Consider the following 25,044-nt stretch of genomic DNA (forward strand, 5'->3'; position numbering starts at 1 on the left):
GATGTTGAGCGTCGCTCAAACTTTCAGAATGCGTTCGCCGCGGCCGATGCCCGAGCCGCCGGTGCGCACCGTCTCGAGGATCGAGGCGCGGTCGATGGCGTCAATAAAGGCATCCAGCTTCGATTTGGCGCCGGTCAGCTCGATCGTGTAGGTCTTTTCGGTGACGTCAATGACGCGGCCACGGAAGATATCGGCGGTGCGCTTCATTTCTTCGCGCTCCTTGCCGACCGCGCGCACCTTGATCAGCATGAGCTCGCGCTCGATATGCTGGCCTTCGGTCAGGTCAACCACCTTGACCACCTCGATCAGCCGGTTCAGGTGCTTCGTGATCTGCTCGATGATGTCATCCGAGCCGGACGTCACGATCGTCATGCGCGACAGCGTCGCGTCTTCGGTCGGCGCCACGGTCAGCGTTTCGATGTTGTAGCCGCGCGCCGAGAACAGCCCGACCACGCGCGAGAGCGCACCGGCTTCGTTCTCCAGCAGGACAGAAATAATATGGCGCATTTACAGGTCCTCCGAGCCAAGCAGCATTTCGTTCAGGCCGCGGCCCGCCTTGACCATCGGCCACACGTTTTCACTCTGGTCGGTAATGAAGTTCATGAACACCAGGCGGTCTTTCATTGCGAACGCATCGCGCAGCGCGCCATCGACATCGCCCGGTTTCTCGATCTTCATGCCCACGTGGCCATAGGCCTCGGCCAGCTTTTCGAAGTCGGGCAGCGAATCCATGTACGACTCGGAATAGCGCGAACCGTAATCGATCTGCTGCCACTGGCGGACCATGCCCAGGAAGCGGTTGTTGAGCAGGATGATCTTCGGCGTCAGGTGGTATTGCTTGCAGGTGGCAAGCTCCTGGATGCACATCTGGATCGAGCCTTCACCAGTAACGCAGGCCACGGTGGCATCCGGATTGGCCATCTGCACGCCCATCGCGAATGGCAGGCCCACGCCCATCGTGCCCAGGCCACCGGAATTGATCCAGCGGCGCGGCTTGTCGAACGGGTAGTACTGCGCGGCCCACATCTGGTGCTGGCCGACGTCGGACGTGATGAACGCGTCGCCACCGGTGACCTTGTGCAGCTGCTGGATCACGGACTGCGGCTTGATCAGCGTGTCGGAACTCGCATACGCCAGGCAATCGCGGCCACGCCATTCGGCGATCTGCTTCCACCAGCTCTGCAGCGCGGGCGCATTCGCATGGCCATTGCCGGCGTCGAGCTGCGAGAGCAGTTCGATCAGCACGTCCTTGACGTTGCCGACAATCGGAATATCCACTTTCACCCGCTTGGAAATCGACGACGGATCGATGTCGATATGGATGATCTTGCGCGGATGCGAGGCGAAGTGCTTCGGGTTGCCGATCACGCGGTCGTCGAAGCGGGCGCCGATGGCGATCAATACGTCGCAGTGCTGCATCGCCATGTTCGCTTCGTACGTGCCGTGCATGCCCGGCATGCCGACGAAGTGCGGATCGGACGAACGCGACCCGCCCAGGCCCATCAGCGTGTTCGTGATCGGAAAACCCGTGGTCTCGACCATGCGGTTGAGCTCGTTCGAGGCATTGGCCAGGATGACGCCGCCGCCCGCATAGATCATCGGCCGCTCGGCGTTCTGCAGCAGCGCGACCGCTTTGCGGATCTGGCCGGCATGGCCCTTGTCAACTGGACGGTACGAGCGCATGTCGACTTCGCGCGGGTACTCGAACAGGCATTTGTTGACCGTGATGTCCTTCGGGATATCGACCAGCACGGGACCAGGCCGGCCGGTGCGGGCGATGAAGAAGGCTTTCTTGATGGTCGAGGCCAGGTCGCGCACGTCCTTGACCAGGAAGTTGTGCTTGACCACGGGGCGGGTGATGCCGACCGTGTCGCATTCCTGGAACGCATCCTGGCCGATCGCGTGACTTGGCACCTGGCCGGAGATCACGACCATCGGCACCGAGTCCATATAGGCGGTCGACAAGCCGGTGACGGCATTGGTGACGCCCGGACCGGACGTGACGAGAGCGACGCCCACGGTGTTCGAGCTGCGCGAATAGGCGTCGGCGGCATGCACTGCGGCTTGTTCGTGGCGAACGAGAACGTGCTGGAATTTATCTTGCTGGAAGATCGCGTCGTAGATATACAGAACCGCGCCGCCCGGATAACCGAAAACGTGCTTGACGCCCTCTTCTGCCAGACAACGGACAACGATTTCAGCGCCCGTGATGGGGACTGTTGGATCGAAACTCATAACCATTCCTTTCAAAACCCATAGGGTTGATTGATCGGATGCTCGTTCCTGGCGATATGCGTGCTGCGCTTACAACCCTCAGGCTCCACTTCTTTCTGCGTGCACGTCGATGGTTCGGGTCGCCGTAGGGACCGTACGCATTGACGCTGGGCGCAACTCGTTAGGCTTGAGTGTTTGTAGCGGTTGGACGCATCTCTCGCGCTTGTGGCACGGGTCGGAGCAAACTGCCTACAAATGAAAGCGTGCCATGGCGGACGGGGCGTTGTGGGCGACTCCCGCATGACGTTGATGCTTTGAGGGTGCAAAGCGTGAGGAACACCATACCGCGCCGCACCATTCTGGTCAAGCTTTGTCTTTCGACAAGATGCGACCTTTGTTGGCGCATCTAGCTGGCAGGGTGCGCCTGCCAGGCAGGCGCTGGGGACAACGCACCGCACTGCGTCGTAGCGCGCAGGCTCTGACCCGCTCGTTTTTGGTGCACGTACAGTGCGTGTGTTGTAAATCCGGCGCACCGCATTAAAATATAGTTTATTGCCACATGGAAATCAACTTTCGAAGAAAAAAGCGCTTAAGATTATTTCTTCGAAAACCGGTTTTTTGCTCACCCTCTGTTCCGGATTCAGCTATGCAAGCGCCCAACGACAATCTCCAGGAAATGGCCATGGCCGCCATGACGGCCATCGATCGCGCACAGGCGGTGATCGAGTTCGATCTCGAAGGCCGCATCCTGCACGCCAACCGCAACTTCCTGCTCACTCTCGGTTACGAGCAGGAGCAGGTCATCGGGCGCCAGCATGCGATATTCTGCGAACCTGCCTACCAGCGCTCGCCCGAATACCGGATGTTCTGGCACAGCCTGGCCAAGGGCGAGTTCCATACCGGCGAATTCAAGCGCATCCGCAGCGACGGCGCACCGGTCTGGATCCAGGCCACCTACAGCCCGATCTTCGACGCCGACGGCAAGCCGGTCAAGGTGGTCAAGTTCGCCACCGACATCACCGAGCAGAAGCTGCTGGCCGCCGAATCGCGCGGCAAGCTCGACGCGATCGGACGTTCACAGGCAGTGATCGAATTCGATATGCGCGGCAATGTGTTGTCTGCAAACGAGAATTTCTTGCGCACCATGGGCTATACCGAAGACGAGATCGTCGGTCGCCACCACACGCTGTTCTGCGACCCGGAACTGGCCAAAAGCGCCGAATACCGGCACTTCTGGGCCGACCTGGGCCAAGGCCGATTCCAGGCCGGACGCTTCCAGCGCCGTGGCAAGCACGACGCCGACATCTGGATCCAGGCCACCTACAATCCGATCCTCGATGCCACTGGCAAACCGTACAAGGTCGTCAAGTTCGCGATGGACGTCACGGCACAGGTGCGGCGCGAAGAACTGGTGAGCACCAAGATCGACGCCATCGGCACGGCCCTGGACGGCCTGGGCCGCTCGATCACCACGATCGCCGACGGCGCGCGCGATTCCGCCGCGATGGCGGCGCGCACCCAGGACGGTGCGGCCAGCGGCAGCCGCCTGCTGGAACGCTCCAAGGGCGCGATGCAAGCCATCCAGACGTCGTCCGGCGACGTGCGCGAAATCATCGACACCATCACCAGCATCGCCGGTCAGACCCATTTGCTGGCCTTCAATGCCGCGATCGAGGCGGCGCGCGCGGGCGAGCATGGGCGCGGGTTTTCGGTGGTGGCCAACGAGGTGCGCAAGCTGGCCGAAAAGTCGGCCCTGGCGGCGCGCGAAATTTCCAAGTTGATCAACGAGACGGTCAGCCGCGTCGACGAAGGCACCCGCCTGGCCGGGGATGTAGAAGATGCATTCGAGCGCATCCTCGAATCGGTCGCCGCCACCAGCAGTTCGATCGCCGGCATCGGCAGCGCCACCCACCATCAGGCCGACTCCACCCGCGACGCTTCGCGCCTGCTGGCCGAGCTCGAGGCAGTGGCGCGAGAGCGCTAGGCCATGCCGGTCACTTCCAGCGCGCGGCTGACGCTGGCGCGCATCCGGATCGGCGAAGTCGGGATCGGCGTACGGATCGAGGCCGTGCTCCAGGCGCTGCCGTTGCCAGAGACGTTCAGCCGCCTGCCCCTGCGCACCCACGCCCTGCTCGGCATGGTCGAGCACGACGGCATGGCCGTGCCGGTGGTCGACCTGGCGCGCTGGCTCGACGTCGGGACGGCGCCGGCGGGCGCCGTCCCGCAACTGCTGTTGCTGCGCGACGGTGACCGTACGGTCGGCCTGCGCGTCGATGCGCTCGAGGAGCTGGTCGAGGTCGAGGCAGCGGCGCTGCAGCGCCTGCATCACGGCGACGATCCGGACGACGTGTTCCACAGCGCCGCACCAAGCGGGAACGGCGTGCTTCTGAGCCTGCTGGAAGCGACCCGGCTGGCCGATCTGGCGCAGTGCTGGAGCACGGCGCCGACGGCCGCCACGGCCGATGCGCCCGCGGAGTCCGCTGCCCCGCCCATGGCCGACACCCTGCAACGCACCTGCTACGCGCTGCTCGACACCGGCCACGGCCTGATTGGTGTGCCGCCGGCCTCGCTGGCCGAAGTGCTTTCCTTGCCGCCGCTGACGCATATCGGCAGCAGCGCCTGGTGCCGCTGGCACGACAGCCAGCTCGCGCTGATTGCCAGCACGGCACTGTTCCAGGCGCCCGGCGTCGACACGCGCGTCGCTGCTGCGCCCCTGCTCGCCGTGCTGCAGCAGGCCGACCTGGCGCTGGGTGTGCCGGTGCAGGCCGTGCTGCGGCTCGAAGAATTCGGTCCCGGCGTGCCCAGCACGGATGGCGTTGGCGAGAACGTCATCGACGCCAGCGGCGCCACCGTGCTGCTGGTCGACGTCACGCGTCTGCTGGCGCGGCATCCCGAGGCGGCCCTGGCGCGCGGCGACAGCGTCACGTCCATTGCATCCACCAGCGTTGGTGCGGGCACCATCAATGCCGAAGCCTATGTCGTGTTCGATGCCGCCGGCCTGCAGGCGATGCCGCTCGCCGCGATCGAGCAGATCGTGCCGCTGGACGTACCGCTGGGCGCCACCATGGCCTGGCATGGCGCGGCGATCCCGCTGATCGACCTGCGCGGGGAGGCACCCGGCGCGGATGGCGCGGATGGCACGGTACTGGTGGCGCAGGGCGCGCACGGGCTGGCCGGCCACATCGTGCGCCGCGTGCATTCGCTGATTCCGGCCGGGGCTGGCCGCATGTTCAACATGGGCGCCAACGGCACTGAGTTCATCACGACCGACGATGGCGGACAGGAAGCCACCTACCGCATTGCGACTCTAAGCGCGCTGCAAGCGACGAACTAACCCCGCTGGCCTTGCGCTTCAGCGCTGCATGCCCCAGCGCCGCACCGTCACGCGCTCCAGCGTCTGGAACACGCAGCGCTCGATCGCCAGGCCAATCAGGATCACCGTCGCCAGGCCCGCGAACACTTTATCGGTGAACAGCTCGTTGCGGTTCTGGAAGATGTACCAGCCCAGGCCGCCCTGGCCCGACGTGCTGCCAAAGACCAGCTCCGCCGCGATCAGCGTGCGCCAGGCAAAGGCCCAGCCGATCTTCAGGCCCGACAGGATCGACGGCAGCGCCGCCGGCACCAGGATCTGCAGGACCATGCGCAAGCCGCCCAGGCCATAATTGCGCCCGGCCATGCGCAGTGTCTCGGGCACGGCGCGAAAGCCGGCACTCGCGTTGAGCGTCAGCGGCCACACGACCGAATGGACCAGCACCATCAGCAGGCTGCCCTTGCCCAGGCCAAACCACAGCAGCGCCAGGGGCAACAGCGCAATGGCCGGCAGCGGGTTGAACATCGACGTCAGCGTGTCGATCAATTCGCGCCCGAAGCGGTTCGACACGGCCAGCCAGGTCAGCAGGAACGCGATCGCAACGCCCAACAGGAATCCCTGCACGAGGATGGCCAGCGACACCGTCACATAGCCGATCAGTTCGCCCGACGCGATGCCGTCGATGAATGCGCGGGCCGTCTGCAGCGCGCCCGGCAACAGCAGATCGTTGTCGACCCAGCGCGCCAGCAACTCCCACAGGATGACCAGCGCCAGCAGAATCGCAGGCTTGCTCAACCAGCCCCAGCGGTTGACCGGCCCGGTGCTGACGAGGGCGGGCGCCGGCGCTGCACGCTGCGGCGCGACGTATTCGGGCCGGATCGGTGGTTCGTGCACGGCGCTCATGGTTGCACCTGCGCCGGTTGTGGCTGCACAGCGGGCGCATCGGCGTCAGCGCCGAACAGCAGCGCGTGGATGCGCTGCGTGGCAGCCTGAAACTCGTGGCTGCCCGCACTGGCCAGGCTGAACTGATGACTATTGAGTTCGGCGCGCACGCGGCCCGGATGCGGCGATAGTAGCAGGATGCGGTTGCCCACCACCAGCGCCTCTTCGATCGAGTGTGTCACGAACAGCATCGTGAAACCGATCTCGTCCCACAGCGCCTGCAGCTCTTCCTGCATGCTGCGCCGGGTCAGCGCATCGAGCGCGGCAAACGGCTCGTCCATCAGCAGCACGGCCGGCTGCATCGCCAGCGCGCGGGCAATCGCCACGCGCGCCTTCATGCCGCCCGACAGCGTGTGCGGATAGGCATCGGCAAACCGCGCCAGCCCGACCTTGCCGAGCCAGTGGCGGGCACGCACCTCGGCCTCGGCCCGCGCTACACCACCGGCCAGCATCGGGAACAAGACGTTCTGCTTGACCGTCTTCCACGGCGGCAGCTGGTCAAATTCCTGGAACACGACGATGCGGTCCGGGCCCGGCCCCGTGACCGGCGTGCCGCCCAGGTGCAGACTGCCCGCGCGCGGCGCGATGAAGCCGCCGATGGCTTTGAGCAGCGTCGACTTGCCGCAGCCCGACGGCCCCAGCAGCACGAAGCGGTCGCCCCGGTAGACGTCGAAGCTGACATCGTCGGTCGCGCGCACGACGCCGTGCTCGCTGGCGTATTCCAGCGTGACATGTTGGGCGCGCAGCAGCGGTTCCGGCGGCACCAGGTTGAAGGGGGCAATGGCGCGCATATCAGCTTCCGTTGGCGATGGCCGGATGCGCGAAGAAGTAATCGCGCCACGATGCCGGCTTGTTCTTGATGGCGCCGACCTGATGCAGGAACTGCGCGAGTCCCAGCGTGTTTTGCGGTGCCACGCTGAACTGCGTCTTCGGGTCCTTGATGACCTTGAGCAGCAGCGCCCTGTCGACGCTGCCCTTGTTCACGCGCAGATAGGCATCGGCCGCACCTTCCGGATTGGCCGCAATATACTGGGCCGCTTCCACCAGCGCATCGATGAAGGCGCGGTAGGTCTTCGGATTGTCTTTCACATACTTCTCGGTCGCATACAGCACCGTGGCCGACGACGGCCCGCCCAGCACCTGGTACGAATCGAGCACGACGTGCGCATTGGGATTGCCGGCCAGCTCGAGTTGCTGGAACGGCGGCGCGGCGAAGTGCCCGTTGAGCTCGGTCTTGCCGGCGATGAGGGCAGCGGCCGCATCCGGATGCGGCACCGTCTGCGTGAGCGGATCGAGCTTCTTGAACTCGGCTACGCCCCACTGTTTTGCCGCTGCCATCTGCAGGATGCGCGCCTGCACCGATACCGTCACGGCCGGCAACGCAATCCGGTCTTTCGCGCTGAAGTCGGCAATCGTCTTCACGGCAGGATTGGTGCTGACGAGGTAATACGGAAAACTCCCCAGCGAGGCGATGCCGCGCACGTTCTGGCGCCCCTTCGTGCGATCCCAGATCGTCATCAACGGGCCGACGCCGGCGCCGGCCACGTTGATGGAACCGGACAGCAGCGCGTCGTTGACGACCGCGCCGCCCGACAGCTTGACCCAGTCCACGTCGACATCGATCCCCTGCTTCTTGCCATGCTTTTCGATGAGCTTCTGGTCTTGCGCCACGTTCAACAGCAGATACACAACACCGAACTGCTCGGCCACGCGGATCTTGCCTTCGGCCTGCGCCTTTGAGGGCAGCGCCAACGTCAGCGCGGTGGCCAGTGCCAACAATTTTGTAGTGAGATTCATGGGTGTCCTGGAAAAAGGTCAGAAAGGCACGTCGCCTTCGATCGTCGTGCGGTACAGCTTGCGGCGCAGATGGTCCGGGCAACCGGCGGCCAGGTGCATCAGCGAACGGTTGTCCCAGAACACCATGTCGTGTGGCTGCCACTGGTGACGATAGACATGCTCGGCGCGGGTGCCGTAATCGAACAGCAGGTCGAGCAGTTCGCGGCTGCGCTGTGCGGACACGCCCAGGATGCGCGTGGTGAAATGCTCGCTGACGAACAGCGCGCGCCGGCCTGTCTCGGGGTGCGTACGCACGACCGGGTGGCTGACCGGCCTGACTTCGTCGATCTGCGCCTGGGTCAATTGCGGGCGGTACGGGTTGCGCTGGCGCAGTTCGTCATAGCGCGCCAGGTACCAGTGCTCGGCCTGTAATCCTTCGACCTCGCGCTTGAGGTCATCGGGCAACGCATCCCACGCTGTGTGCTGGTTGGCGAACAACGTGTCGCCGCCCTCGGCCGGCAACTCCTGCGCATGGAGCATCGAGCCCAGGCTCGGCGTCTCTTTATAGGACAGGTCGGAATGCCAGAAGTGGCCGGCGTCGCCCAGCCCGACCGGCTTGCCGTCCTGCTGGATATTAGAGATGACGAGCACCTCGGGTTGCTCGGGCAGCTGGAAATTGCGCAGCACGTGGATCTGCAGGGCGCCGAAGTGGCGGCTGAAGTCCACCTGCTGCGCGGGCGTGATGTGCTGGTCGCGAAACACCAGCACGTGATGGTCCAGATGCGCGCGGTGCAGGTGCGCAAGATCGGCCGTGGCCAGCGGCAGCGAGAGGTCGAGGCCGATGACTTCGGCGCCCAGTGGCGCACCGGTGAAGGGATGGATGGCAAAGGACTGGCGGGCAGAATCGAGTGGCATGGCGATGGCGTGGCTGAATGATCGTGTTGTTACGATAGCCACGCCCACCGGCCCCAACAACGAATGATTTCAGCTATCGTCATGCAGTTTTTGCACCCCATGCAAGTAGCATGGCGGGACAGGCGGCTGAGCGATTCCGATGCAGGCCGGATGGTTTTTTGCTAGGATGCGACAGTTTTCCCTAAAGCACGACCCACTTGCGCGCCTCCCCCTGAACCTGCATGGCCACAGACAAAGAACTTAACGACTTTCTGCAGAATGTCGAACGGCGCGCGTTCAAGCAGGCGGTCTATGCGGTTCGCAAGGACGAATCGGCGCTGGACATCGTGCAGGACGCGATGATCAAGCTCGCCGAAAAATACGGCGACAAGCCTGCCGCCGAGCTGCCGATGCTGTTCCAGCGCATCCTGCAGACGACGATTCTCGATTACTTCCGCCGCGAAAAAGTGCGCAATACCTGGGTCAGCCTGTTCTCGGGCTTCGGGCGGGGCGACGGCAACGACGATGATGACTTTGATATACTCGCCTCACTCGAGGCCGAGCAGGGTTCGGCGGCCGCAGAGTCGAGCGCGGACCAGGTCGAGCGTACCCAGACCTTGCGCCTGATCGATGACGAAGTACAAAAACTCCCGACGCGTCAACGGGAAGCCTTCCTCATGCGTTACTGGCAAGATATGGACGTCGCCGAGACGGCGGCAGCAATGGGATGTTCCGAGGGCAGCGTCAAAACGCATTGCTCGCGCGCCACCCACGCCCTCGCGGCAGCGCTCCAGGCCAAGGGAATCACACTATGAATACCGACGACATCAATCTGGCGTACAAGATACGCCACGCGCTGGACGAACAGCTCGACCACCTGCCGGCTTCCACCGTCGACCGGCTGGCCGCTGCACGCGCTGCCGCCATGGCGCGCAAGAAACCCGACGCCGCCCGCTTCGGCTTTGCTTCTGGCGCCGGCTGGCGCGGCATTGGCGCATTCCTGGCCGGGCCGACCGTGGCGCGCCTGGCCATCGCCGTGCCGCTCATGGCGCTGGTGATTGGCATGGGTGGCTTCTACCAGCACGAACAACAGCAGCAACTGGCTGCACTGGCTGACATCGACGCCGCCGTACTGGCCGACGAATTGCCGCTGACGGCCTATCTCGACCCGGGTTTCAACGCCTACCTGGAGTCGCAGCAGCGCCAGCAATGACCAAGAAGAACGTCTCGAGATCGCGTTTCCCCGTGCTGAAGACCGTCATCGGCGTCGTGGCCGCTGCTGCGCTGGCCTGGGTGATCGTCGATCGCCTCGAGACGCCGTCCATCCTGCCGGCAGCCACCGAGACGATCGCGAGCGTGCGCCCGCTGCGTAAGGCCCCCGACAAGCCGCTGTGGCGTGACCTGAGCAGTGCGCAACAGGTGGCACTTGCGCCGCTTGCGCCCGAATGGGATCGCATGGAAGGCGCGCGCAAGCGCCGCTGGATCGAGGTCTCGGCCCGCTTCGCCTCGATGGCCCCGGCCGAGCAGCAACGCGTGCAGGAACGCATGCGCCAGTGGATGAAGCTCACGCCCCAGCAGCGTGAACTCGCGCGCGAAAACTTCAGCAAGACCAACAAGCTGGCGCAGGGCGACAAGGCCGCCAACTGGGAAAACTACAAGCAGCTGTCGGCCGAGGAAAAGCGCAAGCTGGCCAGCAAGCCGGCCACGCTGCAAAAGAGCGCCCCGATCGCGCTGCCCGATGCGCCGCTGCTGGTCGTACCGATGCCGTGCGCGGCGAACACGACGCGCCGGGGGGCCGAGTGCGTGCTGATCGGCACGCCCGACACGCCGCCGCCATCGGCGATTGCCGTCGTACCGGCGCCCGCTGCGTCCACGCCCACGCCGACCACCACGCCGCCGCTCGCGCCGGCCCCGGCAGCGCCCGCGAATGGCGGCGCTGTCGCCACGTCGGGCGCCCAGCCCGGTACCGCCCAAGCCGCCAATGCCAGCAACTGAGCCACCGGTCGTGCTGCCCGAGGCTGCGCTGGCGCTGCCGGGCACGCCCACGATCAAGCGGCGCCTGGCGGTGATGGTGTATGAATTTTTCCTGCTGTTCGCAGTCGAGATGCTGGCCGTCCTGCTGTATCTGCTCGTTACCGGCAACCGCCAGGATCCCCTCTTCCAGCATGGCCTGAAGGTGTACCTGTTCGTGATCACGGGCCTGTATTTCACCTGGTGCTGGCGCGACAGCGGGCACACGCTGGCGATGAAGACCTGGCGCATCAAGCTCGTCACGCCGGGCCATGCCCGCCTGCCCTGGCGCGTCGCCATCGTGCGCTACCTGGCAGCCTGGGGCTGGTTCGCGCCCGCGCTGATCGTCTGCGCGGCCTTCGGGCTGCATGCGAAGGCCGACATCGCGATCGCGCTCGCACTCGGCGTTGCTGCCTGGGCGGCAACGGCCTGGCTCGACCCCGACCGCCAGTTCCTGCATGATCGCCTGGCCGGCACGCGCCAGATCGGCCTGCCCAAGCCCGTGTCCGGTGAGGGTAATAGCAAAGGAAACGGCAAGGGCAAGCTGCCCTGACACGCACGAGCCAGCGTGACCCGATCATCGTCGCATCAAGACGGCCAGGCTGTGACATCATGCGGGTCCAACAACAAATATCAGTTCACGTGCGCTTTGTCTTCCACTGCGCACGGTACGTTCTCCGAATCAGCATTAGAAGCAGAATCAGCCAGCATGCCCGACACCCGTTTCCAGGCCCTGTTCGAACAGGCGCCAATCAGCATCCAGATCCTCGCGCCATCGGGGCGCACCACGCGTGTCAACAAGGCATGGGAAAACCTGTGGCAGATCCACGAAGGCACGCCGCTGATGGCGTACATCCTGGGCGACTACAACGTGCTGCACGACCCGCAACTGGCCGAGAACGGCATCGCCGCGCTGCTGGCGCGGGCGCTGCAGGGGGAGCCGGTTGAATTGCCGGCGGCGCTGTACGACGTCAGCACGCTCGATGGTCACGGTCCGAAGCGCTGGGTCACCGCGAAGGCGCGGCCGATCAAGGACAAGGCCGGCAATACGCTCGAAGTCATGCTCATGCACGAGGACATCACCGAGCGCATGGCGGCCGACAGCGCGCTGCGCCTGCGCGAGCAGCGCTTCCGCTCGCTCGTGATGGCCACGTCGCAGATCGTCTGGTCGAACACCCCGGATGGCCGGGTGCTGGAAGACTCGCCGTCCTGGCGCGCCTATACCGGCCAGACCTACGACGAGTGGAAGGATTTCGGCTGGGTCGATGCCTTGCACCCCGATGACCGCGCACCGGCCCAGTCTCTGTGGCTGGCCTGCGTTGCCGCGCGCTCGGTGTTCGAGACGAAGTACCGGCTGCGCAGCACGGACGGCAGCTACCGCTGGACCGCGGTCAAGGGCATCCCGATCCTGGCCGACGACGGCTCGATCCGCGAGTGGATCGGCGCCAACACCGACATCCACGACATGATCGCGGCCGAGCTCGAACTGGCCCAGCGGCTCGACCGCGAAAAACGCAACAGCGCTCTGCTGGCCAAGGTCGCGCAGGCAGCCCGCACCCTGCACACGGTACTGGCGGCCGAAGACATCGCGCAGGCGCTGGTGACGGCCGTGCGCGACATCCTGCAGACCCACCAGGCGGTCGTCTCGCTCACTGAAGCAGGCGGCTGGACACAGGCCATCAACGCCGTCTCGCTGTCGGACAAGTACGCCGCCTACCGTGGCTACGATGCCAAGACGGACGGCTCCGGGATCTACGCGCAGGTATGCCGCGACAACCGCGTCATGCGCCTGACCCAGACGCAGCTCGAGGCGCATCCGGCCTGGCGCGGCTTTGGCGAGCATGCCGGCGCGCATCCGGTGCTGCGCGGCTGGCTCGCCGTGCCGCTGATCGACCGCATGGGCAAGAACATCGGTCTGATCCAGGCGTCGGACCGGTTCGAGGGTGATTTCACGGACGAGGACGAAGCCATTCTCGTGCAACTGGCGTCGATCGCCGCCACCGGTTTCGAGAACGCGCGGCTGTACGGTTCGCTGCAGGATCAGGACCGCCGCAAGGACGAGTTCCTGGCCATGCTGGCGCACGAACTGCGCAACCCGCTGGCGCCGATCGCCGCCGCGGCAGAGATGCTCAAGTTCGGCACCGCCAACGAAGAACGGGTACGGCGCTCGAGCGAAGTGATCAGCCGCCAGGTACGCCACATGACGTCGCTGGTTGATGATTTGCTCGACGTGTCACGCGTCACCCGCGGCCTGATCAAGCTGGACCGGGCGCTGCTCGACCCGATGCAGCTCGTGGCCAATGCCGTCGAGCAGTCGCAGCCATTGATCACGGCGCGCGGCCATACCTTGACCGTGACAGGCGACGCCGCCGGCGCCCACATCGCCGGCGACGCGCATCGCCTGGTCCAGGTGCTGGCCAACCTGCTCAACAACGCAGCGAAGTACACATCCCATGGCGGACGCATTGCGTTGACGGTGGCGCGCGAATTGGAGACGGTGGCGATTACCGTGCACGACAACGGGGTTGGCATCGATGCGTCGCTGTTGCCTCGCATGTTCGACCTGTTCACCCAGGCCGAACGCTCGCCGGACCGGGCCCAGGGCGGCCTGGGCATCGGGCTGGCGCTGGTCAGGAGCATCATCGACCTGCATGGCGGCGACGTCATCGCTGCCAGCGATGGTATCGGCCGCGGCAGCACGTTCACAGTCCGTCTTGCCATTGCCGACACGGTCACCGGCGCCGTCGATGCGACGGATGCGCTGCGCTTGCAACAACGTTAACTTGTCACGCGGAATTCGAAATACGTCGTCGCGGAAATACCCCAATAATTGAACGGTCTACGAACTCGTCAATCATTGAATAAGGGTACGCCATGCACCAATCATATCTTCGCGTCGTCATCATGGGCGGCTCCAGCGGCATCGGCGCCGCCACGGCCATCGCCTTCGCCCGCCAGGGCGCCCACCTCGTGCTCGGCGCCCGTGGCAAGGAAGGCCTGGACGACGTCGCCCGGCGCTGCCGCCAGGCCGGCGGCCATGCCGACGTGCTGGTCGTCGACGCTACCGATGCCGACGCCGTTGCCGCATTCGCGCAGGATGCGCGCGAGCTTCTCGGCCAGATCGACCTCTGGTTCAGCAATGTGGGCAGCGGCGTTGTCGGCAAGTTCGCCGATGTGCCGATCGCGCACCACCGCCAGGTCATCGAGACCAACCTGATCACGCACATGAACGACGCGCACGCGGTGATCCCGATTTTCCTGGAGCAGGATTACGGCATCTGGGTCAACATGATTTCGTCGGGCGGCTTCGTCGCCACGCCGTATGCGGCAGCCTACGGCGCCAGCAAATTCGGGCTGCGCGGCTTCAGCGAGGCACTGCGCGCCGAACTGGGCAAGAAGCGCGACATTCACGTGTGCGACATCTACCCGTCCTTCGTCGACACGCCGGGCTTCAAGCACGCTGCCAACTATACGGGCGCCAAGCTGTCGTATCCGCCGGGCGTGCTGGCTCCCGAGAAAGTGGCCGACGCCGTCGTCGCCCTGGTGCGCAAGCCGCGCTCAGTCACCCTGCTGGGCGCGCCCGACGTAACCAAGAAGCTGACGCAACTGGCGCCGGACCTGCTGGCATCGGGCATGAACCGCTTCATGGAAACCTGGGCCAAACGTGCTGACCCCACCGAAGACACCGTGGGCGCCCTGTACGAGCCGCAGCAAGGCGCCAGCGGCGTGCACAGCGGCATGGTGAAGCGCCCTGCCCCTTCCCGTGCCCCTGCTAGAGCACGGCGCGACGTGCAGCCTCGCGTGCCATCGAATGACAACACGCTCGCCGTGGGCGCCGTGCTGATCGCGGCTGCCGTCGGCCTCTCCTTGCTGGGCAAACGCTCTGACAATTAATACGTCAGATTGACCTGCATGACGGCAGTCGTTCCGCTGACCTCGTTACCGACGATCAGCAACGGCTTGCCGTTGGGCGACTTGCTCGCCGGGATGAACGTCAGGCCTTCCGGTCCCAGGTCGCCCTTGTCGCCATCACGCGTGTTCAGGTAGGTCACGAACGACGCTGACGCTGGTTTCGTGATGTCGTAGACCATCACGCCGCCGATGCGCTCCAGGCCGACAAACGCATACTGCTTGTCGCCGAACTTGCCGACTACGACGCCTTCCGGCTCCGGGCCTTTCGAGGCGCTGCGGTCTTCCAGATTGTTGTTGTCGTTGCTGGCGTTGAAGCGCGCATTCGGCAGCGTGCTGGTGCGGCGCTCGAATTCGTCGCCCGAGTCGTAGACGCGCTTGATGTCCGTGTCCCAGATCGAGAATGAACGGCCGCCAAACGTGTACAGCTCGGTGCATTGGCCGGCGGCGTTCTTGCCGGTCATGCCGCCACCATTGGGCGTCGTCGTCACGCGCAGCCGGCCCAGGTTCGAATCGAAGGTCGCGCTACCGGCGTTCGGGAACACGCTCGGGTCCAGCCCTGCCGTGCAATGGGCGCGGATGCGCGTCTCTTCATTGAAGCCCGGCCAGTCGGCGCGGGCATCGCCCTCATTCGCGGTCAGCAGGTAATGCTTGCCATCGACCGTGTAGCCGGCAATCGCGTCCGGCAGGTACATGCCCTTGACCGGCTGCGGGCCGATCTTCGTGGCCGGCGTGCCGCTGTTGGTATTCGTGCCGCCATCTTCGTCCGACGCGTCCAGACCGAACCCGGCAACATTGTGGTCCTTGAAGCCGAGCGGCTTGATCGCTGTGACCTTCGCACTTGCGACGTCGACGATGGCAATCGCATTGTTCTCCTGCAGCGTGACCCAGGCCGTCTTGCCGTCTTCGCTGACCGTGATGTATTCCGGCTCGAAGTCCTGCGCCGCCGTGGCATTGGGGCCAAAGATGCGGATGCCCTGCGCGCGCAGCGCCGTTTCCTGGCCGTTGAAGCTGCGGAAGTCAGCGGTGGCAACGCTCGGTGCGCCGCCTCGATTCACGGTGATGATGCTGACCGCGCCTTCCGGGTCGCTGGTCCCGGCCATGCCGTAGCCGCTTGGCTCGCCTTCGTTCGCGACAAGTACCTTGCTGCCGTCCGGCGTGAACACCAGCATGTCGGGCAGCGCGCCGACTTTGACGCTGTTGATCAGCTTGAGGTCGGCCGCGTTGTAGAACGCCACGGTGCCCGGATCGGTCTTGACTGCCGCTTCGATGGCGAGAGCGACGAGGCCGTCGTACACGGCGACGCTGTTGACGGCCTTGCCGAGGCCCGCGACGCTGATCGTGCCCAGGAGCTTGGGTGCATCCGGCGCGCTCAGGTCCAGTACGTCAACGGTGCCATTCGCGCCGTTGACGACGAACAGGCGCTTGCTGGCCGTATCGTAGGCAGTGATCTCGGCCGCGCCCACGGCGCCGCCGTTGTAGCTGCCGATTTTTTCCAGCGTCAGCGTGGTGGGCGTCGGTTCGTCGTCATGATCGCCGCCGCAGGCTGCGAGCGTGCAGGCCAGCGCAATCGTGGCAATCATCGGAAGGTAACGGGTGGTAGCACGGGAGCGATGCAGCATGATGGTCGGTTTTCCAGGGATGAAAAACCGCCAGCATAGGACGCGTCGATGACAGCAGCATGACATGTCATCAACACGTTCCCCGTCACCGGATTAGAACTGGTCGGTGTCGCGCAGGAAGCGCCAGCCGCCGGCCGGCATCGGGCCCATCGAGATGCGGCCGATGCGCAGGCGGCGCAGTGCGGTCACGCGCAGGCCCACGTCGCCGCACAGGCGCTCGATCTGGCCGCGCTGGATGTTCTTGCCGGCGATGCGCAGGCGCTGTTCGCTTTGCCAGCTGGCCTTGAACATGCGGCCAAGCTTGGCCATGCCATTGTCGGCGATCTGGCCGTCGACCTCGACAACGTATTCGGACTCGTTGCGCGAGGCATCGTCGACCAGCTTGCGGATCACCCGGAAATCCTGGCTGAACACGATCAGGCCCGAGGCCATGGTTTCCAGCGGCGTGGCAGCCGTGGTCTTGAACAGGTGCCGGCGCAGGAACGGCTTGCCGCGCCCGTGTTCCAGCACCTGGTTCTCGGCGGTGATGCTCGCGAGCGCCGCCTCGATTTCGATGCCGGCCGGCTTGTGCATCAGGATCGTCACCGGATCCGGTTCGACCGGCGTCGCACCGGGCAGCAGCTCGACCTTTTGCTCCGGCGTAACGCGGGTGGCGGGATCTTCGGCCACGGCGCCGTCGACGCTGACCCAGCCGCCGGCGATATAACGCTCGGCATCGGCGCGCGAGCACCCTGCCACGTCGGCCACGCGCTTGGCCAGGCGGATTGCTTCTTCAGTTGTCATGCACGCCAATCAGTAAAAAATGCGGTGAAGACATCGACCGTGCGCTGGACATCGCGCGCGGAGACATCGAGGTGCGTCACGAGACGCATTCTGGGGCCGACCGTGGCGCGGATCTGAGCCCGTTCGAGCGCCGCGCGCAGCGGCGCACAGGCGCCAGCCGGCACGTCGATCCAGAAGATATTCGTTTGCGGGGTGCTGACGGTGAGCGCCGGGATCAGGGCCAGGCCGCGCGCCAGTTCCGCCGCATTGTCATGGTCCTGCGCCAGCAGCGCGACATTGTGTTCGAGCGCGTAATGCGCGGCAGCGGCGATCACGCCGGCCTGACGCATGCCGCCGCCCAGCATCTTGCGCCAGCGCTTGCCCTGCTCGATGAAGGCTTTCGGCCCCAGCAGCACCGAGCCGACCGGTGCGCCCAGGCCTTTGGACAGGCACACTGAGACGGTGTCGAATCCCTTGACGGCGTCCGCCAGGCTGATGCCCTGCTTGACGGCAGCATTGCAGATGCGCGCGCCGTCCAGGTGCGTGGCCAGACCCTTGTCGTGGGCCAGCGTCGTGGCCGCAGCCACGTACTCCTGGCTCAGCACACGGCCGCCGATCGTGTTTTCCAGCGCCAGCAGGCGGGTACGCGCGAAGTGCATGTCGTCGGGCTTGATGTAGGCCTCGATGTCGGCCAGCAGGATCGAGCCATCCGGCTGGTTGGCGATCGGCTGCGGCTGGATACTGCCCAGCACTGCAGCGCCGCCGCCTTCGTACTTGTACGTGTGCGCTTCCTGGCCCACCAGATATTCGTCGCCGCGGCCGCAATGCGTCATCAGGGCGATCAGATTGGTCTGCGTGCCGCTCGGCGCGAACATGCCGGCCTCGTAACCGAACAGCTCCGCCGCATAATCCTGCAGGCGGTTGACCGTGGGGTCGTCGCCATACACATCGTCGCCGACGCCCGCAGCCACCATCGTGGCGCGCATTGCGGCGCTTGGCTGCGTTACCGTATCGCTGCGCAGGTCGATCCAGCCTTGCGTGTTGTCGCTCATGCTTGTTGTCACTCCGTGGTAGCGGCTTGTGGGGCGTAGAAACGTTCGGTCATCTCTGCCAGGCCCAGTTCACCCAGCACCTCGTGCAGGCGTTCGGTCGGGCGGCGGCGCGGCAGGTTCTTGTAGGTGGCGATGATCAGTTCATTCTTCATCGAGTGTTCCCAGCCCACCAGCTCGGTCACGGTGACCTGGTAGCCATGCGCTTCGAGCTGCAGGCAGCGCAGCACATTGGTGATCTGGCTGCCGAATTCGCGCGTGTGGATCGGGTGGCGCCAGATTTCGGTCAGCGCCCTGCGTTTCACGTCCTTGCCCTTGTTCTTGCGCAGGACGGTAGCGACTTCGGCCTGGCAGCACGGCACCAGCACCATGTGCTTCGCATTCTTCTTGAGCGCGAAGTCGATGGCGTCGTCGGTGGCGGTATTGCAGGCATGCAGCGCGGTGACGATGTCGATCGATTCAGGGAGCGCGCTCGAGGTGCTCGATTCGGCCACCGACAGCGGCAGGAACGACATGCCCTTGAAACCCAGGCGCACAGCCAGCTCGGTCGATTTGGTGACCAGCTCTTCGCGCGTCTCGATGCCGTAGATGTGCGAGCCTTCGCCTTGAGCTTTGACGAACAGGTCGTACAGGATGAAGCCAAGGTACGATTTGCCGGCGCCATGGTCGACCAGCGACACGCTGCCCTTCGCCCCCTGCACATCGCGCAGCAGCGGCTCGATGAAGTTGTACAGGTGGTAGACCTGCTTGAGCTTGCGGCGGCTGTCCTGGTTCAACTTGCCGTCGCGGGTCAGGATGTGCAGCTCCTTGAGCAGCTCGATCGACTGGCCCGGGCGAACCTCGGGTGGCAGCTCCGGAGCGGCCGGGGCTTTCTTGACGTTCTCGACACGCTTCATGAAGATCAGTGGTTCTTTTCGGCAGCGTGGTTGATCGTGTACTTCGGGATCTCGACGACGAGGTCTTCGTCGGCGACGATCGCCTGGCACGACAGGCGCGAATTGGGCTCCAGGCCCCAGGCCTTGTCGAGCATGTCTTCTTCCTGTTCTTGCTGTTCGTTCAGCGAATTGAAGCCTTCGCGCACGATCACGTGGCAGGTCGTGCAGGCGCAGACGCGGTCGCAGGCGTGTTCGATGTCGATGTCGTTCTCGAGCAGGACGTCGCAGACCGATTTGCCGCTTGGCGCGTCAAGCACGGCGCCTTCTGGGCACAGCACTGGATGGGGGAGGATGACGATTTGTGGCACTTGGGTTACCTCGGTTGATTGTTGTAGTGATGCGCTTTCAAGACCGTCGTTCCCGCGAAGGCGGGAACCCAAGCCAGTTTGCAGCGTGCCGACGTTCGATGGTCATGGCAACGCTGGCAAACTTGGGTTCCCGCCTCCGCGGGAACGACGTTTCCGGGTTGCGTCTTAAATTTCGTCCAGCGACTTGCCCGACAATGCCTTGCGCACGCTCTTGTCCATGCGGCGCGCCGCGAATTCTTCGGTGCCATGCGCCAGCGCCTGGACTGCATCGTGCACCACGTTCTGGCGCAGGCCCGGTTCGAGCGTGGTGTCGTTCGACATCGCCACCGCGTCGCGCACCATTTGCAATTGCGCGGCAATCGTGGCCTGCTCGTCGGGCGACAGCAGATCGGTATCGCTGTCCAGCGCCGACTGCGTGGCCAGCAGGATGCGCTCGGCCTCGACTTGCTCTTCGCGCAGTGCGCGCATCTGCATGTCGCTCGAGGCCGACGTGTACGAATCCTGCAGCATGCGCGCCACCTGGTCGTCCGCCAGGCCATACGACGGCTTGACCGTGATCGATGCTTCGACGCCCGAGCGCATTTCGCGCGCAGCCACCGCCAGCAAGCCATCGGCGTCGACCTGGTAGGTCACGCGGATGCGCGCGGCGCCGGCTGCCATCGGCGGGATGCCGCGCAGCTCGAAGCGTGCCAGCGAACGGCAGTCCGACACCAGCTCGCGCTCGCCCTGCACCACGTGCACCGCCAGCGCCGTCTGGCCATCCTTGAAGGTCGTGAATTCCTGCGCGCGCGCGACCGGAATCGTCGAGTTGCGCGGAATGATTTTTTCGACCAGACCGCCCATCGTCTCGATGCCCAGCGACAGCGGGGTCACGTCCAGCAGAAGCCAGTCTTCGCCGTCGGCGCGGTTGCCGGCCAGCAGATTGGCCTGGATCGCCGCGCCCAGCGCCACCACGCGGTCCGGGTCGATATTGGCGTGAGGGATGGTCTGAAAGAATTCCGACACCGCCCGGCGCACGTGCGGCATGCGCGTCGCGCCGCCGACCATGACCACGCCGTCGACGTCTTCGACGCTCGTATCGGCATCGCGCATCGCCTTGCGGATCGCATTCATCGTCTTGCCGACCAGGTGCTTCGTGATCTCGACAAATTCCGTGGCCGTGATCGTCACCTGCACCAGCTCGCCCGACTTCAGGATCGCCTCGATCGTCGTTTCTTCGTTCGTCGACAGCAGTTCCTTGGCCTGGCGAGCCTTGACCATCAGCGTCGCGGTGTCCTGGTCCGACAGAGGCGCCAGACGCGCCTTTTCCATGATCCAGCAGAACAGGCGATGGTCGAAATCGTCGCCACCCAACGCCGAATCGCCGCCGGTCGACAGCACTTCGAACACGCCTTTTGACAGCTTGAGGATCGAGATGTCGAACGTGCCGCCGCCCAGATCGTAGACGGCGTACACGCCTTCCTTGCCCTGGTCGAGGCCATACGCGATGGCTGCGGCAGTCGGCTCGGACAGCAGGCGCAGGACATTCAGGCCGGCCAGCTGGGCCGCATCCTTGGTGGCCTGGCGCTGTGCATCGTCAAAATAGGCCGGCACCGTGATCACGGCGCCCACCAGGTCGTCGCCCAGCGAATCTTCGGCGCGCTGGCGCAGCGTGGCCAGGATCTGGGCCGAGATTTCGACGGGGCTTTTCACGCCGGCGACGGTATTCAACTGGACCATGCCCTCGCCATCGACGAAGTCGTACGGCAGGTTTTCTGCGTGCGTGATGTCTTTGAGGCCACGGCCCATGAAGCGCTTGACCGAGACGATCGTGTTCTTCGGGTCGGTGGTCTGATGCGCACGTGCCTTGTGGCCGATGTGGGCGTGGCCGTTGTCCAGGTAGCGCACGATCGACGGCAGCAGCGAGCGGCCTTCCTCGTCACTGAGCACTTCAGGGCTGCCGCTGCGAACGGTGGCGACGAGCGAATTGGTGGTGCCCAGGTCAATGCCCACTGCCAGGCGATGCTGGTGCGGGGCGGTGGACATGCCGGGTTCGGCGATTTGGAGGAGTGCCATAGTCGTGATACCAGTGTTATTTTTGCATGCCGGAGACGGTGCGGACGCTATTTTACGCGTCCGACCGGCATAGCGGGGCGTGGACGACAACGCCGTCCACGATGAAGTGCGGGAAGGTTATGCCTCGATCGCTTCGAAGGCGTACTGCACTTCGTCGCCGAACTTGTCGAGAAACATCAGCGAGCGCACGCCCTGCGCGGCTGCGGCGTAGTCCCCCGCATCGAGCTGCTGGCCAACGGTGACCAGCATCTGCTTGCGTTCGGCGCGTACCTGCGCATCGAGTGCGTCGAGCGCAGCGGCATCCTTGCCCGCGCGCGCATCGCCCAGTTCTTCGCGCCATTCCATCTGCTGCATCAGAAACGCAGTGGGCATCGCGGTATTCGATTCGGTCTGCAGGTCGACGCCGTTCAATTCGCACAGATACTGCGCGCGCTTTTGCGGATTGCGCAGGGTCTGGTAGGCGTCGTTGGCGCGCGTCGCCCATTGCATGGCGACGCGTTTTTCGCCGTCGCTGCTGCCGACAAACCTGTCAGGATGAACGCGGCCCTGGATCTCGCGGTAGGCGGCATCCAGGGCGCTCTGGTCGACCTCGAAACGGGCCGGCAGTTGAAACAGTTCGAAGTGATTCTGCATGCGCGATCAGATGCGGAAGCTCTCGCCGCAGCCGCAATTGTCCTTGACGTTCGGATTATTGAAGCGGAAGCCCTCGTTGAGGCCTTCGCGGGCGAAATCGAGCTCGGTGCCGTCGATGTACGGCAGGCTTTTCGGGTCAACGAAGACCTGCACGCCATGCGATTCGAAGACGCTGTCTTCGTTTGCGCTTTCATCGACGTACTCGAGCTTGTAGGCCAGGCCGGAGCAGCCGGTGGTGCGCACACCGAAACGCAAGCCAATGCCCTTGCCCCGGCGTTCGAGGTAACGGTTGACGTGCTTTGCAGCTTTTTCGGTCAGGGTGATTGCCATGTTGTGCTTCTCCAGCTCAGTTCTATTACCAGGAATTACGCCGCTGCGACTGCTGCAACTGCTTTATCGGCGTGCTTTGCCTTGTAGTCGGCCACAGCGGCCTTGATCGCGTCTTCTGCCAGGATCGAGCAGTGGATCTTGACCGGCGGCAGTGCCAGCTCTTCGGCGATCTGCGTGTTCTTGATGGCCAGTGCTTCGTCCAGGCTCTTGCCCTTGACCCACTCAGTGATCAGCGAGCTCGATGCGATGGCCGAACCGCAGCCATACGTCTTGAACTTTGCGTCTTCGATCAGGCCCTGGTCGTTGACCTTGATCTGCAGCTTCATGACGTCGCCGCAGGCCGGTGCGCCGACCATGCCGGTGCCGATGTCATCGTCGCCCTTGTCGAAGGCGCCGACGTTGCGTGGGTTTTCGTAGTGGTCCAGTACTTTGTCCGAATATGCCATGGTGATGCTCCAGTATGTTTAGAAAATGCGCGCTCGGTATGAGCAGATCAGTGTGCAGCCCACTGGATCGAGCTGATGTCGATCCCGTCCTTGAACATGTCCCACAGCGGCGACAGTTCACGCAGCTTGCCAACTTTGCTCTTGAGCAGGTTGACGGCAAAATCAATTTCTTCTTCGGTCGTGAAGCGGCCAATCGAGAAGCGGATCGAGCTGTGCGCCAGCTCGTCGCTGCGGCCCAGGGCGCGCAGCACGTACGATGGTTCCAGGCTGGCCGAGGTGCAGGCCGAACCGGACGACACGGCCAGGTCCTTGATCGCCATGATCAGGGACTCGCCTTCGACATAGTTGAACGAGACGTTCAGGTTATGCGGCACGCGGTGGTCCATGTCGCCATTGATATAGACTTCTTCGATCTCCATCAGGCCACGGGCCAGGCGATCGCGCAGTGCGCGCACGCGCGCCAGCTCGCTGTCCATCTCGACCTTCGCCAGGCGGAATGCTTCGCCCATGCCGACGATCTGGTGCGTCGGCAGCGTGCCCGAACGCATGCCGCGCTCGTGACCGCCACCGTGCATCTGCGCTTCGAGGCGCACGCGCGGCTTGCGACGCACGTACAGCGCGCCAATGCCTTTCGGGCCATAGGCCTTGTGCGCAGTGAAGGTCATCAGGTCGACCTTGAGGACTTCGAGGTTGATCTCGACCTTGCCGACGGCCTGGGCCGCGTCGCAATGGAAGATGATGCCCTTCGAGCGCAGCAGTTCGCCGATTTCGGCGATCGGCTGCACGACGCCGATTTCGTTGTTCACGAACATGACCGAGACGAGGATGGTGTCAGGGCGGATCGCCGCTGCCAGCTGCTCGACAGTGATCAGGCCGTTGGCTTGCGGCTCGAGGTAGGTCGCTTCGAAGCCGACGCGTTCGAGTTCACGCACGGTATCCAGCACGGCCTTGTGCTCGGTTTTCACGGTGATGATGTGCTTGCCCTTGGTCTTGTAGAACTGGGCCGCACCCTTGATCGCCAGGTTGTTGCTTTCGGTCGCGCCGGAGGTCCAGACGATTTCGCGCGGATCGGCGCCGATGATCGCGGCGACGTGGCCGCGTGCTTCTTCGACGGCCGCTTCGGCGTTCCAGCCGTAGGCATGGCTACGCGACGCAGGATTACCGAACTGCTCGCGCAGGAACGGAATCATCTTGTCGGCGACGCGTGGATCGACCGGCGTCGTGGCCGAGTAATCCATGTAGATCGGGAAATGTGGAGCTGGCGCGAAGCTTTGCTCGGTGGTCTTGTCCATTGGCGCGTTCATCTGATTTACTCCGGTAACTTTAGTTTTGTCCGACTGCGGCGGGGGCGCCGCGGTGCACGTGCACGACGTTCTGTTCTTTCTGGCGCTGCTGGTCGACCAGGTCTTGCAACGATACCGAATCGAGGTAGTCGACCATTTTTTCGTTCAGCGTGGTCCACAGTTCGTGGGTCATGCACCGGGCGCCGTCGGTATGGGCGCCATGGCAGTTCTCTTTACCGCCGCACTGGGTTGCATCGAGCGGCTCATCGACGGCGATGATGATGTCCGCCACCGTCACCTTGCCCGCCGCGCGCGCCAGGCTGTAGCCACCGCCCGGACCACGGATCGATTCGACGATCTCGTGGCGGCGCAGCTTGCCAAACAGCTGCTCGAGGTACGACAGCGAAATGGCCTGGCGCTGGCTGATGCCCGACAGCGTGACCGGACCATTGCCTTGACGCATGGCAAGGTCGATCATCGCAGTGACAGCAAAACGGCCTTTGGTGGTCAGACGCATTTCAACCCCGGTGAATGATAAAATATTTCTCTTGTCCAAGTACCAAGTC

The 25,044-nt window shown here is 64.4% G+C and carries 25 protein-coding genes; 8 read left to right on the plus strand and 17 right to left on the minus strand.

All coding sequences use genetic code 11. The features are described 5' to 3' along the window. Positions 1-15 precede the first annotated feature (15 nt). Positions 16-507 (minus strand): acetolactate synthase small subunit, encoded by a 492-nt coding sequence (gene ilvN / locus HD842_RS14040; protein WP_183555358.1) that lies wholly within the window; start codon positions 505-507, stop codon positions 16-18. Continuing rightward, positions 508-2,235 (minus strand): acetolactate synthase 3 catalytic subunit, encoded by a 1,728-nt coding sequence (locus HD842_RS14045; RefSeq protein WP_183555359.1) that lies wholly within the window; start codon positions 2,233-2,235, stop codon positions 508-510. 625 nt (positions 2,236-2,860) lie between these two features. On the opposite strand from HD842_RS14045, the gene HD842_RS14050 reads away from it, so the two are divergent. Both HD842_RS14050 and HD842_RS14055 read left to right on the plus strand, forming a co-directional pair. After that, positions 2,861-4,198 carry a methyl-accepting chemotaxis protein gene (locus HD842_RS14050; protein WP_308638449.1) on the plus strand — a complete coding sequence of 446 codons (1,338 nt, stop codon included), beginning with the start codon at positions 2,861-2,863 and terminating at the stop codon, positions 4,196-4,198. A 3-nt stretch (positions 4,199-4,201) separates the two neighbouring features. After that, entirely contained in the window at positions 4,202-5,548 is a 1,347-nt protein-coding gene (locus HD842_RS14055; protein ID WP_183555361.1) for a chemotaxis protein CheW, read from the plus strand. A gap of 18 nt (positions 5,549-5,566) precedes the next feature. Here the strand turns inward: HD842_RS14055 and HD842_RS14060 are convergent, their stop codons facing one another. The 4 genes from HD842_RS14060 to HD842_RS14075 are packed head-to-tail and all read right to left on the minus strand — an operon-like array spanning position 5,567 to position 9,157. Continuing rightward, complete coding sequence (locus tag HD842_RS14060) at positions 5,567-6,427, minus strand: ABC transporter permease (RefSeq protein WP_183555362.1); 861 nt, start codon at positions 6,425-6,427, stop codon at positions 5,567-5,569. Beyond that, entirely contained in the window at positions 6,424-7,257 is an 834-nt protein-coding gene (locus HD842_RS14065; RefSeq protein WP_183555363.1) for an ABC transporter ATP-binding protein, read from the minus strand. The genes HD842_RS14060 and HD842_RS14065 overlap by 4 nt, the downstream gene beginning before the upstream one ends. Position 7,258: 1 nt before the next feature. Beyond that, positions 7,259-8,263, minus strand: a complete 1,005-nt coding sequence (locus HD842_RS14070; RefSeq protein WP_183555364.1) for an ABC transporter substrate-binding protein — start codon at positions 8,261-8,263, stop codon at positions 7,259-7,261. Between the two features lie 18 nt (positions 8,264-8,281). Continuing rightward, on the minus strand, positions 8,282-9,157 hold the full coding sequence (locus HD842_RS14075; protein ID WP_183555365.1) for a TauD/TfdA dioxygenase family protein: 876 nt from the start codon (positions 9,155-9,157) through the stop codon (positions 8,282-8,284). Between the two features lie 221 nt (positions 9,158-9,378). On the opposite strand from HD842_RS14075, the gene HD842_RS14080 reads away from it, so the two are divergent. The 6 genes from HD842_RS14080 to HD842_RS14105 all read left to right on the plus strand — a co-directional run bounded on the left by HD842_RS14080 (position 9,379) and on the right by HD842_RS14105 (position 15,040). Then, the gene (locus tag HD842_RS14080; RefSeq protein ID WP_183555366.1) at positions 9,379-9,951 is read left to right on the plus strand and encodes an RNA polymerase sigma factor; all 573 of its coding nucleotides are present in this window, start codon (positions 9,379-9,381) and stop codon (positions 9,949-9,951) included. Further along, on the plus strand, positions 9,948-10,349 hold the full coding sequence (locus HD842_RS14085; protein WP_183555367.1) for a DUF3619 family protein: 402 nt from the start codon (positions 9,948-9,950) through the stop codon (positions 10,347-10,349). The genes HD842_RS14080 and HD842_RS14085 overlap by 4 nt, the downstream gene beginning before the upstream one ends. Beyond that, entirely contained in the window at positions 10,346-11,131 is a 786-nt protein-coding gene (locus tag HD842_RS14090) for a DUF3106 domain-containing protein (protein WP_183555368.1), read from the plus strand. The genes HD842_RS14085 and HD842_RS14090 overlap by 4 nt, the downstream gene beginning before the upstream one ends. Continuing rightward, positions 11,118-11,699, plus strand: a complete 582-nt coding sequence (locus tag HD842_RS14095; protein ID WP_183555369.1) for an RDD family protein — start codon at positions 11,118-11,120, stop codon at positions 11,697-11,699. Before HD842_RS14090 ends, HD842_RS14095 begins: the two co-directional genes overlap by 14 nt. A 156-nt stretch (positions 11,700-11,855) precedes the next feature. Then, entirely contained in the window at positions 11,856-13,928 is a 2,073-nt protein-coding gene (locus HD842_RS14100) for a PAS domain-containing sensor histidine kinase (RefSeq protein WP_183555370.1), read from the plus strand. Between the two features lie 92 nt (positions 13,929-14,020). Then, positions 14,021-15,040 carry an SDR family oxidoreductase gene (locus HD842_RS14105; protein WP_183555371.1) on the plus strand — a complete coding sequence of 340 codons (1,020 nt, stop codon included), beginning with the start codon at positions 14,021-14,023 and terminating at the stop codon, positions 15,038-15,040. Here the strand turns inward: HD842_RS14105 and HD842_RS14110 are convergent. The 11 genes from HD842_RS14110 to iscR all read right to left on the minus strand — a co-directional run bounded on the left by HD842_RS14110 (position 15,037) and on the right by iscR (position 24,995). After that, on the minus strand, positions 15,037-16,677 hold the full coding sequence (locus tag HD842_RS14110) for a choice-of-anchor I family protein (RefSeq protein WP_183555372.1): 1,641 nt from the start codon (positions 16,675-16,677) through the stop codon (positions 15,037-15,039). The two genes, HD842_RS14105 and HD842_RS14110, sit on opposite strands and share 4 nt — an antisense overlap. 93 nt (positions 16,678-16,770) lie before the next feature. Beyond that, positions 16,771-17,460, minus strand: coding sequence for an RNA pseudouridine synthase (locus HD842_RS14115; RefSeq protein ID WP_183555373.1), 690 nt, complete (start codon positions 17,458-17,460; stop codon positions 16,771-16,773). Beyond that, positions 17,457-18,491: a low-specificity L-threonine aldolase gene (gene ltaE / locus HD842_RS14120; RefSeq protein WP_183555374.1), complete on the minus strand. Its 1,035-nt coding sequence runs from the start codon at positions 18,489-18,491 to the stop codon at positions 17,457-17,459. The genes HD842_RS14115 and ltaE overlap by 4 nt, the downstream gene beginning before the upstream one ends. Before the next feature lie 8 nt (positions 18,492-18,499). Then, on the minus strand, positions 18,500-19,384 hold the full coding sequence (locus HD842_RS14125; RefSeq protein ID WP_183555375.1) for a class I SAM-dependent methyltransferase: 885 nt from the start codon (positions 19,382-19,384) through the stop codon (positions 18,500-18,502). Between the two features lie 5 nt (positions 19,385-19,389). Further along, positions 19,390-19,731, minus strand: a complete 342-nt coding sequence (fdx, locus tag HD842_RS14130; protein ID WP_183555376.1) for an ISC system 2Fe-2S type ferredoxin — start codon at positions 19,729-19,731, stop codon at positions 19,390-19,392. A 165-nt stretch (positions 19,732-19,896) separates the two neighbouring features. Beyond that, positions 19,897-21,786 (minus strand): Fe-S protein assembly chaperone HscA, encoded by a 1,890-nt coding sequence (gene hscA / locus HD842_RS14135; RefSeq protein ID WP_183555377.1) that lies wholly within the window; start codon positions 21,784-21,786, stop codon positions 19,897-19,899. Between the two features lie 117 nt (positions 21,787-21,903). Further along, positions 21,904-22,419, minus strand: a complete 516-nt coding sequence (gene hscB, locus HD842_RS14140; protein ID WP_183555378.1) for a Fe-S protein assembly co-chaperone HscB — start codon at positions 22,417-22,419, stop codon at positions 21,904-21,906. Positions 22,420-22,425: 6 nt separating this feature from the next. Then, positions 22,426-22,749, minus strand: coding sequence for an iron-sulfur cluster assembly protein IscA (gene iscA, locus HD842_RS14145; RefSeq protein WP_183555379.1), 324 nt, complete (start codon positions 22,747-22,749; stop codon positions 22,426-22,428). A gap of 35 nt (positions 22,750-22,784) precedes the next feature. Next, entirely contained in the window at positions 22,785-23,195 is a 411-nt protein-coding gene (iscU, locus tag HD842_RS14150) for a Fe-S cluster assembly scaffold IscU (RefSeq protein WP_183555380.1), read from the minus strand. A gap of 47 nt (positions 23,196-23,242) precedes the next feature. After that, positions 23,243-24,499, minus strand: coding sequence for an IscS subfamily cysteine desulfurase (locus tag HD842_RS14155; protein WP_183555381.1), 1,257 nt, complete (start codon positions 24,497-24,499; stop codon positions 23,243-23,245). A 19-nt stretch (positions 24,500-24,518) separates the two neighbouring features. After that, entirely contained in the window at positions 24,519-24,995 is a 477-nt protein-coding gene (gene iscR / locus HD842_RS14160; RefSeq protein ID WP_183555382.1) for a Fe-S cluster assembly transcriptional regulator IscR, read from the minus strand. Between the last annotated feature and the right edge of the window lie 49 nt (positions 24,996-25,044).

It is taken from the genome of Massilia aurea (genome assembly GCF_014200505.1).
Classification (GTDB): Bacteria; Pseudomonadota; Gammaproteobacteria; order Burkholderiales; family Burkholderiaceae_D; genus Telluria; species Telluria aurea_B.

Coding starts and splice junctions, on each gene's coding strand:
- iscA (WP_183555379.1), bottom strand. CDS start 22,749: ATGGCAATCACCCTGACCGAAAAAGCTGCAAAGCACGTCAACCGTTAC.
- HD842_RS14095 (WP_183555369.1), top strand. CDS start 11,118: ATGCCAGCAACTGAGCCACCGGTCGTGCTGCCCGAGGCTGCGCTGGCG.
- HD842_RS14065 (WP_183555363.1), bottom strand. CDS start 7,257: ATGCGCGCCATTGCCCCCTTCAACCTGGTGCCGCCGGAACCGCTGCTG.
- HD842_RS14050 (WP_308638449.1), top strand. CDS start 2,861: ATGCAAGCGCCCAACGACAATCTCCAGGAAATGGCCATGGCCGCCATG.
- hscA (WP_183555377.1), bottom strand. CDS start 21,786: ATGGCACTCCTCCAAATCGCCGAACCCGGCATGTCCACCGCCCCGCAC.
- HD842_RS14045 (WP_183555359.1), bottom strand. CDS start 2,235: ATGAGTTTCGATCCAACAGTCCCCATCACGGGCGCTGAAATCGTTGTC.
- hscB (WP_183555378.1), bottom strand. CDS start 22,419: ATGCAGAATCACTTCGAACTGTTTCAACTGCCGGCCCGTTTCGAGGTC.
- HD842_RS14070 (WP_183555364.1), bottom strand. CDS start 8,263: ATGAATCTCACTACAAAATTGTTGGCACTGGCCACCGCGCTGACGTTG.
- HD842_RS14090 (WP_183555368.1), top strand. CDS start 10,346: ATGACCAAGAAGAACGTCTCGAGATCGCGTTTCCCCGTGCTGAAGACC.
- HD842_RS14115 (WP_183555373.1), bottom strand. CDS start 17,460: ATGACAACTGAAGAAGCAATCCGCCTGGCCAAGCGCGTGGCCGACGTG.
- HD842_RS14075 (WP_183555365.1), bottom strand. CDS start 9,157: ATGCCACTCGATTCTGCCCGCCAGTCCTTTGCCATCCATCCCTTCACC.
- HD842_RS14080 (WP_183555366.1), top strand. CDS start 9,379: ATGGCCACAGACAAAGAACTTAACGACTTTCTGCAGAATGTCGAACGG.
- HD842_RS14155 (WP_183555381.1), bottom strand. CDS start 24,499: ATGAACGCGCCAATGGACAAGACCACCGAGCAAAGCTTCGCGCCAGCT.
- HD842_RS14100 (WP_183555370.1), top strand. CDS start 11,856: ATGCCCGACACCCGTTTCCAGGCCCTGTTCGAACAGGCGCCAATCAGC.
- HD842_RS14110 (WP_183555372.1), bottom strand. CDS start 16,677: ATGCTGCATCGCTCCCGTGCTACCACCCGTTACCTTCCGATGATTGCC.
- HD842_RS14085 (WP_183555367.1), top strand. CDS start 9,948: ATGAATACCGACGACATCAATCTGGCGTACAAGATACGCCACGCGCTG.
- HD842_RS14055 (WP_183555361.1), top strand. CDS start 4,202: ATGCCGGTCACTTCCAGCGCGCGGCTGACGCTGGCGCGCATCCGGATC.
- ltaE (WP_183555374.1), bottom strand. CDS start 18,491: ATGAGCGACAACACGCAAGGCTGGATCGACCTGCGCAGCGATACGGTA.
- ilvN (WP_183555358.1), bottom strand. CDS start 507: ATGCGCCATATTATTTCTGTCCTGCTGGAGAACGAAGCCGGTGCGCTC.
- iscR (WP_183555382.1), bottom strand. CDS start 24,995: ATGCGTCTGACCACCAAAGGCCGTTTTGCTGTCACTGCGATGATCGAC.
- iscU (WP_183555380.1), bottom strand. CDS start 23,195: ATGGCATATTCGGACAAAGTACTGGACCACTACGAAAACCCACGCAAC.
- HD842_RS14125 (WP_183555375.1), bottom strand. CDS start 19,384: ATGAAGCGTGTCGAGAACGTCAAGAAAGCCCCGGCCGCTCCGGAGCTG.
- HD842_RS14105 (WP_183555371.1), top strand. CDS start 14,021: ATGCACCAATCATATCTTCGCGTCGTCATCATGGGCGGCTCCAGCGGC.
- HD842_RS14060 (WP_183555362.1), bottom strand. CDS start 6,427: ATGAGCGCCGTGCACGAACCACCGATCCGGCCCGAATACGTCGCGCCG.